Here is a 13,730-nt window from a genome sequence, read left to right as displayed (position 1 = left end):
TATGTTCCGTCCTAACTGGGTTAACGAGAGTTGATTGCCATCGAGTAAAGACTCAGTAGCAACCATCAGAGAATTAAGGCGTTTTTGGTGTATTTGAGGGCATTGTTTTTTGAGTAAATCGTGTAATATGTCGATATCACGCATGATGTTGGATCTAGTAGGTTTTTGGCGAAATTGATTAGATCAAACAGCATCATGCGTGTCTACTTATTTGAATCCCATCGAATTTATGTGGGGATTCGCTAGATGGTGGCGTTATGGGTTATGCTTACCATCTTAATGCCGCAAAGTTTGCTAAGTTATTAGCTAAAAATGCCATTGAACGATTTAATGTTGAACATATTTATGCAACGGTAAATGATATTTCTTTAGAGAAAGATGGTTCTATTTGTTCATTGTTGACAGATAAAGGGGAGTTATTTTTTGATTTCTATATTGATTGCAGTGGTTTTGAATCTATTTTGTTAGCAAAAAGATTTGATGTACCATTTATTGATAAATCACACCAACTCTTCATTAATACAGCATTAGTTGCTCAAGTGCCCACACAGGCTTTAGATCAAATTCCGCCATTTACGATTGCAACGGCTCATCAGGCAGGGTGGATTTGGGATATTGCCCTCACGCAAAGACGTGGAACTGGTTTTGTCTACTCGACTGATTATATGAGTAATGCTGAAGCTGAAGATGCATTTGATCAGTACTTAGGTGGTCAACTTGCCGATCTTTCACATAGAAAAATTGCTATGAAGGTTGGTTATCGTCAGCAGTTTTGGGTAAAAATTGTGTTGCATTAGGCTTAGCACAGGGATTTTTAGAACCGATTGAAGCGACATCTATTCTATTGACGGACTTTTCTGCACGCTTTCTTGCGGAGCGATTTCCTTCCGATAAAGATGATATTGATTATCTTGCTAAGCGCTTTAATGAAACAGTTTCTCAAGCGTGGGAGAGAGTCGTTGAATTTGCTAAGTTACATTATTGTTTATCCGACAGGTCAGACTCTGCTTTCTGGCGTGATAATCGCACCGATGAAACTATTCCTGAAGGCTTAAAACAACGTCTTAAAATGTGGCAAGAATTTTATTCCAATCGCAGAGGATTTTCCTTCAAAGTTTGAAGTGTTCAACAGAGAAAATTATTTATATGTGCTTTACGGTATGAAATATTCTACTCGACCAACTTATAGCAATGCAGAAGTTGATCAACGCGTTGTTCAACATCTGGCTAAGATGACGTTGTTAAAAAGTAAAATGATAAGTGAGTTGCCAGATCATAGAGAACTACTTGATAAAATCCGTCTCTACGGATTGCAATCTATATAGAATTGTACGAGTTATATAGAAAAATATTAACAAGGAAAATAAAGATGACAACACATTATGTCCCTTTGAATGATTCTATTCATAGACACTTAAAAGTGAAAAATATTGTTGACTATAAATTTTTTGAAAACATGCACATGTTGCCTCTTCAGGTTCAAGAGTTCATGTCAGCAGCGACGAGCTTTCCTATTATATTTACCAAAAATTCTCAAACAGGTGAATTCTTACCTGTAGCAGTTACATCTTTAAAAGAAAATTCGAACAAATTGATGATAAATGGTAGATGGATTGCTCGTTATTTACCTATTCAAGTTCAATTGTATCCTTTTGGTGCGAGTTATATTGATAATAAAATCATTATTGGAATTGATCTAAATAACTCGTCTGTGTGTGAAAGCGGTGAAAATTCTTTGTTTACAGCTGATGGCGATAATACTGCTTATCTCAATACGCAGCTAGAGTTGGCCAGTCTTCAGGCTGACTATCAGGAAATGACAAAACATTTTATTAAGACTTTAATACAGCATGAGCTATTACAGCCTAGAACATTAACAGTAAATGCTCTGGACTGTACTAAGACCAACATTAATGGTATTTATACCGTTGATGAACAAAAAATTCATGAACTAGACGAAAGCGTTATGCTGGATTTTGCAAAACGTGGATTTTATTCTGTGATTTATGCACACCTTTGTTCTCTTAGTTTAATTGATTTAGTTATGGATAAATAACATTTAAAGAATGGTGTCATGCTGTATTGGTGGCATCAAATTATACGATTTATTTATGCTAGCTTTAAATTTAAGTAATGAATATGAATCACTTATAAATTTCTAACTCGCCAACATGACGCTACCCGTCAAAATGATCCAAATGGAGAAAAAGAGTTTTAATACTTTTACTGGGAGAAAGAGTGCTAATTTACGAGCGAGTAATCCTCCGATAATGGCGCCAGGGCCTGCGAATAACACTAACTCAAAGAGGGCATGGCTATTTGTTGAAAAAATATGGATAGGGCTTGCCGACCAGACTGTAATCGCAGAAACAACAACGCCAGTGGCGACCGACATTTTGGCGCATAGTCCCCTTATCATGAGATAAATGACGACTAATTCACCGACGCCTACCGATAACCAAGCTGTGATAATACCGCCGAAATAGCCAATGAGAGCGAGCCAAAGAAAATCGACCGGCATTATAGAGCGAGTGATTTGTGTGCTACTTTTGCTACTAATAACGATGGCGATACCGAGTACAATCGAGAAAATGCTAAAGCTGGTGTGTAGCGAAGAGGGCGAATTGAGTTGTAGTAATTGGCTACTCCAGAAACCTAAGACAGAAAAGAAGGCTGCAAGTAATGATGCTTTTACAAAACCAGACCATGCATCATCTTCTCGGTGGTGCTTTTTATAATGCAGTGACCATGAAATCGCGCCTGCTGTCATGCCAAAGCATTGGATCATAAATGAAGTCGAGACACTTTGAGACTCACTAAAGTTGAGGCTCGAAAATACCGGAATAAAGATTACTCCACCGCCAGCTCCTGTCGAGTTAGCAAATATCGCTCCTGTGATTCCTAGAAAAACGAAGCGTCCATATTCTTGGATAAGATCAAATAGCGAATGAAAATGGTTAGCCCAAAATAACCAAGCTCCACAGAGTAGTAATACCAAACTGAGGTTTAGGTAATACCGATTTAAGCGCGGAGCAGGCTGGGTATTATTGGGCACAAGTGTGTTAATGGGATTCATCAATAGCTACCGTGATCTTTGTCATGTTATCGCTATGTTATCAATGAAAGACAGCGTTGTCACATAAGCTTGAATAAATAAAATAAACATTTTAAGTATTTGAATAATTTGCATTAATTATGTCTATTCATAAAAAATAACAATAATTGTCAAAAAAATGTAGAAATCCTGTTCTTTCTTGTGTACTTTAATAATGACAACGCTGTCATCTGCTTGTGTGACGCGTTGTTTGTAAGGTCTGCATGAGAGGATGAGGTCTCCTTATCATGTGTTTGGCAGGAGTATTGCTGTCGGGCGGCGATACGTTTGTCTTTGATATTTTGATAGTCTCTCCCCAGAAACTAGCGTGGGCTGGGTACTGTAAGCAGTGCCCAGCCATTTTTTTAGGATGTTTTTACGGTATTACTCAACTGCCTACCTCAGCACTTGAACGTTAGCGGCATAGATAAATAAAACTCACTGGTATAAACCAGATAATAAAAGAGGCTGCAATTTATGGCGATTCATTTAACGGCTGTGATGCGTGTCATTGCAATTGGCATGACGAGTGTCATTGCCCATATCACCGCACTCATCATGACAAGAAGAACGGTTGGCATACCCCTGTTTATAATGGCATTAGCGTTTTTTTCAGCATTTTCCTCTTTTGCTGTATTTGCTACTGACACAGCTATAAACCATTTAGCTTCAAATTCTGATGTGTCTAAATCGTCTGCACAGGTTTCAAAAAAAATCACCACCGCGATACAGCAGGAATGGTTGCTAAAGTTACTTGAAGAAGCACTGCGGCGCTCGGATTCGGGTTATCAAGTGCAAGAAATGTCGACTCAAATGAATCAAAAGCGCAAGGTCGAAGAAGCACTCGCTGGGACAGTAGACGTGTTTTGGAGCATGACCTCAAAAGAATTGGAAGAAACTGTGCTTCCCGTGCGCATTCCATTGTTTAAAGGGTTACTCGGTAATCGGCTGCTGATTATCCGTAAATCGGATGAGGCACGATTTGCTAATGTGAAAACCATGGCGGATTTTAGGCAGTTAAAGGCGGGGCAAAATCGTTATTGGCCCGATGCCACGATTTTAGAAGCCAATGGATTACCCGTCGTCACTAGCTATCAGTACACCAATTTATACTCCATGTTAGAAGGCGGGCGTTTCGATTATCTTGCCCTCGGCGCCCAGGAAATTGGCGAAGAACTCGCAAATCACCCCGATCCTGCACTTAAGGTCGATAGCCATATCCTGCTGCAATATCGTTCGCCAGCTTATTTCTTTGTTTCCCCTAAGCGCCCTGAACTTGCTGCGGCCATTTCAGCCGGGCTTGAAAGTATGGTAAGGGACGGATCTTTTGATGAGATGTTCAATCGCGAGCTTAAAATTGAGCAGCTGTACCGTGAGGCTCAGTTTGAACAACGGGTGATTATCCGTCTTGATACACCTGATTTAAGTCCATTAACACCAATAGAACGCACAGAATTATGGTTAGATCTTTTTAGTATGCAAGGTGCAAAATAATGAAAACATTAGCCTTAAAAGTACAGATTGGATTAGCGGCAGCAATTTTTATGATTGTTAGCGTTCTGTTCGGTGCATCTTACTGGTTGGCGAGCGATAAATTGGCTGCCAGTGAAACTGAGTTTGAAGAAAATACCGTCGCCAATTTACAAGTGACCATGGCGCAGCCCATCTTCACCTACGATTATGAGCAGATCCGTGCAGTGCTATCTGTGATGCTTAAATCTGCGCAGATTTATCATATTGTCGTGAGTGACCATCGCGGTAAAGTGTTAGCCGAGAGTCAACAGGCTCAAACAGTGGCCGATGAGTATCTAGTGAAACGTGAAATTCAATTTGCTGAGCAAGGTAACCCAACGGGCCAATTGGTCATTCAGTTTTCTATGTTGCCTATTCGCGCTCAGTTGTCAGATTTACTCTTAGGTTATTTCTTGCAGGCGTTGTTAATTCTCGGTGGCAGTTTATTTGTTATCTTCATTATTCTTAAACGTTTAGTGATTAATCCACTTGGGAATGTGGTCCGTGCTATGGAAGAAATTGCCAGCGGTGACGGCGATTTATGCCACAGATTACCCGTTGAGAGTCAGGATGAGATTGGTCAGCTTGCCAAGGCATTTAATGGTTTTGTTGAGCAAATTCACTGCACGATTTCCAGAGTGCACGAAACCTCAGGGCAATTACTGGGCGATGCCAAAGCGCTTGGTTCATTGTCGCAAACCAACAATGATCGTGTGCAAACCCAATTAAAAGAAACCGAGGCGGCAGTGACGGCTGTAACTCAGCTAAGTGCCAGTGCCAATGAAGTCGCCATTAATGCGAAACGCACCGCGGACGCGGCGAGTCAGGCCGATAAAGCGGTCGATGACAGTCAGCGTCAGTTCGATTCGGGATTAGACATTACTCGTAAACTGGCATCTGAATTAGCTCGCTCGGCATTGTTCGTTTCACAGTTACAGCAAGAAACGCAAAAGATTGATGAAGTCGTTGTAGTCATCAACAGTATTGCTGAACAGACCAACTTACTGGCGCTTAATGCTGCGATTGAAGCGGCGAGGGCGGGTGAACAAGGGCGCGGTTTTGCTGTGGTTGCCGACGAAGTGCGTACGCTGGCGAGCCGAACCCAACAGGCAACTGGTGAGATCCAGAAAATGATCCAGCAGGTCCAGAGCCGCGTGGCCGAAACGGTCACTGTGATGAAAGCGAGCCAAGCCCTCTCAACTCAGGGCGTTAACCGCTCAGAAGAAATTAAGTTAGTACTCACTAAAGTGACTGATTTAGTCTCAAATATCAGTAATATGAACATCGAAGTTTCCCATGCGGCACAGGAGCAAACCTGCGTCACCGAAGCAATTTCTCGTACGTTAAATGATCTTGCCAATGTCTCAGGTTCAGCCTCACTCGATAGCGAGCACTTAGCGCACTCGAGCGAGCGACTGTTTCACCAAGGGGAAAGACTGCGGACGTTAGTAACTTCCTTCAGATTGTAGCCATTTCTGGAGCTAGATAAGGATAATCATGAAAAAAACACTCTCAGCAAGCGCCATTTTACTGGCTTTAGGATTAACGGCCTGTTCCGAGGCGCCTGTGACGCCTTCCGCAGCGTCAGCCGATAAGGCTGTGGCTCAAACACAGCAAGCTCAGGACGCATTAACTCAAGCGCAGTTACAACAACTCGGGGATTCGTTAGTCGTAACTTACCGTGTTGTGACCAATGTGCCAGACGATAAGTGCCTAAAAGATAAAGCCGATGGTCGCTGTTTTGTCGCTCAAATTGATTTCGTGCCCGGTATGGATTTAGCCAGCCAAGATTGGGAAATTTATTTAAGCCAAATGCGCCCAGTGCAATCGGTTGAAAGCGGTGAATTGACGATAACGCACGTTAAAGGCGATTTACATCGTATTACGCCAACGGCCGCTTTTAAGGGATTTGTTAAGGGCGAGAAAAAGCAACTGACATTCCGTGGTGAGCCGTGGCAATTGGCTGAAACCGACGCTATGCCAAACTATTACCTCGCAGCAAAAGGATTAGAACCCGTCATTATCGCCAGCACTCAAGTGGGTAAAGATGCCGAAACGGGTTTAGAGACGCGTCCGTATGTTGAAGGGTTTACGAATTTTAAAACCCAATATCAACGCACTGAAACGGATAAACTCGCGCCAGCCGATGCCGCGCAATTATTTAAAGCTAATCAAAGCGTGAGTGAAGATGCTGCCTTGGCTGTGGATACCATCATCCCAACGCCACAAAAGGTGAAGATCTATTCAACCGATACACCAGTATCCCTTGCTGGTGGTATTAAGCTCGAATATCAGCAAGATAACCCAGAGCAAAAGAGTCAAGTTGCGGCGGCGGTGGTACGTTTAGCTCGCCTGGGTGTGGCTGAATCTGCGAGTGGCATTACGGTGAAATTTGCCAGCCAAAAAGGGGATGAGGGCAGTTATCGCTTAGATATTCAGCCAACTGAAATTGTGATCGCTGCCAATGATGCGGCGGGCTTCTCTTACGGTTTGTCATCATTAGCAAGCCTTGTGGATGTGAATTCGCTGAAAATGAATGCCATGACCATCGAAGACAGCCCACGCTATCCGTTCCGTGGCATGCACATTGATGTGGCTCGTAATTTCCACAGCAAACAATTGTTGCTGGATTTGCTCGACCAAATGGCGGCTTATAAGCTCAATAAACTGCATTTACACATGGCTGATGATGAAGGTTGGCGACTCGAAATCGACGGGCTACCTGAGCTGACCGACATCGGTAGTAAACGTTGCCATGATCTTGCTGAAAATACCTGTCTGTTACCGCAACTGGGCAGTGGTCCTTTTGCGGAGTCGAGCGTTAATGGTTTCTATACTAAACAAGACTATATCGACATAGTGAAATATGCCGAGGCGCGTCAAATTCAAGTGATCCCATCGATGGATATGCCGGGTCACAGCCGCGCCGCGATTAAAGCGATGGATGCGCGTTTTCGTCGATTACAGGCTGAAGACGTAGAGCTTAAAAATACGGGCAAAGTGCAGGTTGTCCCTGTGCAGGAAACGGCAAATCAAGCTAGTACAGCGGTAAAAGCGTTAGATGCGGGCGCTCGTCAATTGCAAGCTGAAGGGAAAACCACTGCAGCTGAGCAATATTTGTTATCCGATGCAAACGACAAAACGGTTTATTCTTCAGTGCAATATTACGACGACAATACGCTTAACGTGTGTATGGAGTCGACTTATCACTTTGTCGATAAAGTGATTGATGAAATTGCCAAGTTACACCAAGCCGCGGGTCAACCATTGACGCGTTACCATATTGGTGCCGATGAAACGGCGGGAGCTTGGAAACAATCTCCGCAGTGTTTAGCATTTGTCGCCAATAACGATAAAGGCGTTAAGTCGATAGATGACTTAGGCGCTTATTTTATTGAACGAATTTCGACTATGTTAGCGGCAAAAGGTATTGAAGCAGCAGGATGGAGCGATGGCATGAGCCATGTTCGCTCTGAAAATATGCCTGCTAAGGTGCAGTCTAATATTTGGGATGTGATTGCCCACAAAGGTCATTCGCGCGCCAATCTGCAGGCGAATCTCGGCTGGGAAACGGTGCTCTCTAATCCTGAGGTGTTGTACTTTGACTTCCCCTATGAGGCCGATCCTAAAGAGCATGGTTATTACTGGGCGAGCCGCGCGACCAATAGCCATAAAGTCTTTAGCTTTATGCCTGATAATTTAGCCGCTAACGCCGAGCAATGGACCGATATTGAAAATCAGCCATTCGAAGCGGATGACAGAATAAAATTTGATGAGGCGGGTAACAAAGTCTCGGGTCCAAGGGAGAAAGGCAAACCCTTTACTGGCTTGCAAGGGCAGGTTTGGAGTGAGTCGATTCGCAGTGACGATACGATTGAATACATGGTGTTTCCGCGTTTGTTGATGCTGGCCGAGCGTGCTTGGCATCAAGCCGTGTGGGAAGTGCCTTATCAGTATCAAGGCGCTGTGTATAACCAAAGCTCTGGGGCTTTTACCTTAGCCATGCGTGATGCACAGGCAAAGGAGTGGCAACAACTTGCGAATACCTTGGGCCACAAAGAGTTTATCAAGCTAGATAAAGCGGGGATTGATTATCGCGTACCGACGGTCGGCGCCGAGATCCGTGACGGTAAACTGTTTGCTAATATTGCCTATCCCGGGCTCAAACTTGAATACCGAAGTCTAAATGGCCAATGGCAAGTTTATCAAGCGGGATTGGCGGTCACTGCACCGATTGAGATCCGCGCCATTGCGGCCGATGGTATTCGTAAAGGCCGAAGTTTAATCGTTAACTAAATAAATTTTTATATCTGGCTGTATTTTAAAGATAAAATACAGCCTTTTTGTTTTTCTGTGTCAGTGATTTCCTAAATTTGATTTTAGATCATAAATCACTTAAAAAAGTAAATGACAACGCTGTCATTTTTACTGTAACATTGAGTTAACTAAAGTTGAGCGCTGTATTAACGGCAAATAATAAGCAACGGTAGCGCTGCATTGATAGATGAAGAGGGGTGTCATGGGGTTAGTCCAGACAAAAGATCAACCACTGTTTATAGGTGTAGATGGAGGTGGCAGTAAATGCCGAGCCACCATCTACTGCGCAGACGGTACCGTTTTAGGGACAGGTGTTGCTGGACGCGCAAATCCACTGCATGGTCTCACACAAACATTTGAATCCATTGAAGCATCGACTCGCCTGGCGTTGCTGGATGCTGGCATGAACGAGAGCGATAGTCACTTGCTGGTGGCGGGTCTTGGTCTTGCTGGCGTAAATGTCCCTAGGTTATATCGAGACGTTATCAACTGGCAGCATCCTTTTGCGGCCATGTATGTCACTACCGATTTGCATACGGCTTGTATTGGTGCCCACCGTGGTGCCGATGGCGCTGTGATCATCACGGGTACTGGCTCTTGCGGTTATGCCCATGTTGGCGATACCAGCTTGAGTATTGGTGGTTATGGTTTTGCCTTGGGCGATAAGGGCAGCGGTGCTTGGCTTGGATTAAAAGCTGCCGAACACGTGTTGTTAGCACTCGATGGCTTTGCCGTACCGACGCGATTAACTGACATGCTGTTGAGCTACTTTAACGTCACCGATGCGCTCGGCATTGTCGAAAATCTAGCCGGTAAATCATCAGGTTGCTACGCCGCATTAGCCAGAAGTGTGCTCGATTGCGCCAATAATGAAGGTGACGCAGTCGCGACTGCCATAGTGCAAGAAGGCGCAGATTATATTAGCGACATGGCGCGTAAGCTATTTAGCCTAAATCCGGTGCGCTTTTCGATGATCGGTGGCCTTGCAGAGCCTTTACAAGCCTGGCTCGGTGCCGATGTGGTCGCTAAGATTTCAGAAACCTTAGCACCACCCGAACTCGGTGCTATGTATTTCGCCCAGCAAGAATTTAATAAGTCGTTGTCAGTGCACATAGGCACTGAAGCCAAATCCTGTATTTGAACGTGAAGGTAAAAGACATGACAAACACTATTATGGAGCAAGAAGCTCGCACCGCACCGCAAAAAATCGCTGGCCAGTTAGAAGCTAACGCTGAAATCATGCAGCAGTTAGGTGAGAAACTGCGCGCCTTCGCCCCTCGTTTTGTAATGATCGTTGGTCGTGGTTCATCGGATCATGCGGGTGTGTTCGCTAAGTACTTATTTGAAATCGAAGCGGGCGTACCGACGTTTGCCGCCGCCCCTTCAGTGGCGAGTGTGTATGGTAAGACCTTGAAACTCGAAGGCGCATTAGTGATTGTGATTTCACAATCTGGCCGTAGCCCTGATATTTTGGCGCAGGCGCGTATGGCAAAAAATGCTGGCGCTTTTTGTGTTGCCTTAGTCAATGATGAAACCGCACCGATTAAAGATATCGTCGATGTCGTTGTACCTTTACGTGCCGGTGAAGAAAAAGCCGTTGCTGCGACTAAGAGTTACCTCGCGACGCTGTCGGCGATTTTACAACTTGCCGCCGCTTGGACCCAGAGCGAATCGCTTGCTCGCGCCGTAGCGTCTTTACCCCAAGCGCTGCAAATGGCGGTGGACGCTGAGCCACAGCTCACGCCAGAATCGGTTGCCGACGTGAAAAACTTAGTCGTACTCGGCCGTGGTTTAGGTTATGCAGTATCCAAGGAAATTGCGCTTAAGTTAAAAGAAGTGTGTTCAATCCATGCCGAAGCGTTCAGTAGCGCCGAGTTCCTCCACGGTCCTGTGACCTTAGTCGAGAAAAAACTCACTATCGTCGATGTGTGTATTGGCGATGAATCTTACGCTAGCCATATTGAACAAATTGAAAACGTGAGCCAACGCGGCGCCGATTTAGTGCATCTGAATCAAACTTCGACCGACATTCACCCTCGTGTGGCGCCGTTAGCCTTGTTACAGCGTTTTTATATTGATGTGGCTGCGGTTGCGATTGCCCGCGGTATCGATCCTGATCAACCGGCTGGCCTTAAAAAAGTGACCCAAACGCTTTAAGCTGCCTAGCTTTAAGCGGCAAAGTGTAAGAGGTTTAGGTAGGCTGCACGATTAAGCATCTGCAGCTAAGCCCACGCGGTTAACCTAATTTAAGCCTTAAGCTAACCGCGTTATTTATTGAAAGAGGTTTGCGATGAAAATCACCTTGATCGCTGAGCATATTTTTGATGGTGAATATTTCCATCAAGATGTGCCTGTGACTGTTGAAGACGGGCACATTCTGGCGTTTGATACGGTTCTTGGCGCGAAGGAAATTCGCCAAGCCGGAACGCTGGTGCCTGGTTTTATCGATGTACAAGTGAACGGCGGCGGTGGGGCGTTATTCAATGCCAATCCGAGTGTTGATTGTATTGAGACTATCGGCCGTGCCCATGCGCGTTTTGGCACGACAGGATTTTTACCCACACTTATCACCGATGATGTCAGCGTGATGGCCAATGCGGCCGATGCCGTGGCTGAGGCTTTAGTCAAAGGTAGCGCTGGCGTTTTAGGGGTGCATTTTGAAGGGCCACATTTATCTGTACCTAAAAAAGGTGTGCATCCACAGGGCTTTATTCGCGAAATCACAGAGGCTGAACTCGCCGTATTTTGTCGTCAAGATCTGGGGATTAAAGTGGTCACGCTTGCGCCTGAGAATGTGTCACCAGAGGTGATCCGCACGCTTGTCGCCTCGGGAGTTAAGGTGTGTTTGGGTCATTCTAATGCCGACTACGATACTGTGGTTGCGGCATTAGCGGCAGGCGCGACGGGCTTTACTCATCTTTATAATGCGATGTCTCCTCTAGGTTCCCGCGAGCCGGGCATGGTTGGCGCGGCGATTGAGAGTGAAACCGCTTGGTGTGGTTTGATTGTCGATGGTCACCATGTGCATCCCGCTGCGGCAAAGGTCGCATTACGGGCAAAACCGAGGGGCAAAATGATGTTAGTCACCGATGCTATGCCGCCTGTGGGTATGGACGGTGAGACTAGCTTCGAGCTCTTCGGTACGCAAGTGCTGAGAGTCGGCGACAGATTAAATGCCGTGACAGGTGAGCTGGCGGGCTGTGTGCTCGATATGGCAACTGCGGTCAATAATACTGTGAACTTGTTGGGTGTACCTTTGGCGGAAGCCTTGAGAATGGCGGCGTTATATCCCGCACAGTTCCTCGGGATTGACAATAAAGCTGGCCGTTTAGCACTGGGACATAGGGCTGATTTTGTTTTGCTCGATGCGCATAACAAAGTGCAGGCAAATTACATTGCGGGACGGGCCGTCTATTCAGGGCCGATTTATGCGGGCCAGGCAATAGGGGTACACCCTTAAATTGCTTTTGCAGTTTAGGTGATTTTTAACAATTGGCCCTTGTCGTATTTTGATGACAGGGGCTAAGTTTTTTTATTGTACAGCACTCATTTTATTCAGTATTAGTTTTGTACCGTATTAGTTTTGCTCAACTTTTATAAAAGCTTTTAATAACAATAATAAAGGATGATGGCATGGGGACTACACAGACAAACGCGATTGTGCCAGTAAAGGTGAATAAACCTAGGTTGATGTCTCTGGATGCACTGCGCGGCTTCGATATGTTTTGGATTTTGGGCGGTGAGGCCCTGTTTGGTGGCTTGCTTATTTTAACGGGCTGGGCAGGTTGGCAATGGGGCGATGAACAAATGCACCATAGCCAATGGCATGGTTTTCATTTCTACGATTTGATTTTTCCGCTGTTTATTTTCCTCTCTGGTGTGGCCTTAGGTTTATCTCCCAAACGTTTAGATAAATTACTGATGAAGGATCGATTACCTGTGTATCGGCATGGGATTAAACGACTCTTTTTATTGCTGCTACTTGGCATTTTATACAATCACGGTTGGGGTACGGGCGCGCCTGCCGATCCTGAAAAAATTCGCTATGCCAGTGTGTTAGGCCGAATCGCCTTTGCATGGTTCTTTGCCGCATTACTGGTGTGGCATACGAGTCTACGAACGCAAGTTATTGTCGCCTTGGGCATTTTACTCGGTTATGGCGCAATGCAACTTTGGTTGCCTTTCCCCGGTGGACAGGCGGGCGTGCTCTCGCCAACGCAATCCATCAATGCCTATGTCGATTCAGTTTTACTACCCGGCATAAGCTATCAGGGGCGCACGCCCGATCCTGAAGGTTTATTGTCGACCATCCCCGCCATAGTCAATGCGTTAGCGGGTGTGTTTGTCGGCCACTTTATTGTTAAATCCCATCCTAAAGGTGAGTGGGTCAAAGTGGGATTACTCGCCGTAGCGGGTGGTGCTTGCTTAGCCTTAGGTTGGCTGTTGGATCTTATTATTCCGGTCAATAAAGAGCTGTGGACCAGTTCATTTGTGCTGGTGACGTCGGGCTGGAGCATGATCCTGCTGGCGGCATTCTATGCATTAGTCGATGTGCTTAAGTGGCAAAAAACCGCATTTTTCTTTGTGGTGATTGGCACCAATGCCATCATTATTTACCTAGCGTCGAGTTTAGTGGATTGGAAATATATCGCCCAAAGCGTGTTTGGCGGCTTAGTGATGGCTTTGCCTGAAAGCGCTCAAGCGTTAGCTGCGGTTATCTGCTTACTTGCGGTGCAGTGGCTGGTGTTATATTGGATGTATCGCCGCAATATTTTTGTCAGAATTTAATCTGTTCGCTTAATAGCTT

At 45.2% G+C, this 13,730-nt stretch carries 9 protein-coding genes and 2 pseudogenes; 9 read left to right on the top strand and 2 right to left on the bottom strand.

The window, feature by feature from the left end:
- Nucleotides 1-144: pseudogene (locus L5L77_RS07260) on the bottom strand (IS4 family transposase); the annotation flags it as partial.
- A gap of 113 nt (nt 145-257) precedes the next feature.
- Between L5L77_RS07260 and L5L77_RS22775 the strand changes: the two are divergent.
- Nucleotides 258-1,120 (top strand): annotated as a pseudogene (locus tag L5L77_RS22775) (tryptophan 7-halogenase).
- Between the two features lie 249 nt (nt 1,121-1,369).
- A complete protein-coding gene (locus L5L77_RS07245; RefSeq protein ID WP_263186001.1) occupies nt 1,370-2,056 on the top strand; it encodes a SapC family protein in 687 nt (228 codons plus the stop codon).
- Nucleotides 2,057-2,158: 102 nt separating this feature from the next.
- On the opposite strand, the gene L5L77_RS07240 is transcribed toward L5L77_RS07245, so the two are convergent.
- Nucleotides 2,159-3,076, bottom strand: coding sequence for a sulfite exporter TauE/SafE family protein (locus L5L77_RS07240; protein ID WP_263186002.1), 918 nt, complete (start codon nt 3,074-3,076; stop codon nt 2,159-2,161).
- Nucleotides 3,077-3,571: 495 nt separating this feature from the next.
- Between L5L77_RS07240 and L5L77_RS07235 the strand changes: the two genes are divergently transcribed.
- The 7 genes from L5L77_RS07235 (at nt 3,572) to nagX (ending at nt 13,711) form a co-directional block, all read left to right on the top strand.
- On the top strand, nt 3,572-4,588 hold the full coding sequence (locus L5L77_RS07235) for a substrate-binding periplasmic protein (protein WP_263186004.1): 1,017 nt from the start codon (nt 3,572-3,574) through the stop codon (nt 4,586-4,588).
- Entirely contained in the window at nt 4,588-6,075 is a 1,488-nt protein-coding gene (locus L5L77_RS07230; protein ID WP_263186006.1) for a methyl-accepting chemotaxis protein, read from the top strand. Before L5L77_RS07235 ends, L5L77_RS07230 begins: the two co-directional genes overlap by 1 nt.
- Before the next feature lie 28 nt (nt 6,076-6,103).
- A complete protein-coding gene (locus tag L5L77_RS07225) occupies nt 6,104-8,902 on the top strand; it encodes a family 20 glycosylhydrolase (RefSeq protein ID WP_263186007.1) in 2,799 nt (932 codons plus the stop codon).
- A 223-nt stretch (nt 8,903-9,125) separates the two neighbouring features.
- Nucleotides 9,126-10,064: an N-acetylglucosamine kinase gene (nagK, locus tag L5L77_RS07220; RefSeq protein WP_263222455.1), complete on the top strand. Its 939-nt coding sequence runs from the start codon at nt 9,126-9,128 to the stop codon at nt 10,062-10,064.
- A 17-nt stretch (nt 10,065-10,081) separates the two neighbouring features.
- Nucleotides 10,082-11,080, top strand: a complete 999-nt coding sequence (gene nagB-II / locus L5L77_RS07215) for a glucosamine-6-phosphate deaminase NagB-II (RefSeq protein ID WP_263186009.1) — start codon at nt 10,082-10,084, stop codon at nt 11,078-11,080.
- Nucleotides 11,081-11,213: 133 nt separating this feature from the next.
- On the top strand, nt 11,214-12,383 hold the full coding sequence (gene nagA, locus L5L77_RS07210) for an N-acetylglucosamine-6-phosphate deacetylase (protein WP_263186010.1): 1,170 nt from the start codon (nt 11,214-11,216) through the stop codon (nt 12,381-12,383).
- Between the two features lie 173 nt (nt 12,384-12,556).
- Nucleotides 12,557-13,711: a transmembrane glucosamine N-acetyltransferase NagX gene (gene nagX / locus L5L77_RS07205; protein WP_263186011.1), complete on the top strand. Its 1,155-nt coding sequence runs from the start codon at nt 12,557-12,559 to the stop codon at nt 13,709-13,711.
- Nucleotides 13,712-13,730: the final 19 nt, after the last annotated feature.

The organism is Shewanella sp. SM29, assembly GCF_025654245.1.
GTDB classification, from domain to species: domain Bacteria; phylum Pseudomonadota; class Gammaproteobacteria; order Enterobacterales; family Shewanellaceae; genus Shewanella; species Shewanella oncorhynchi.
The sequence above is the reverse complement of the archived record's forward strand: the minus strand, read 5'-3'. Positions and strand labels throughout refer to the sequence as shown.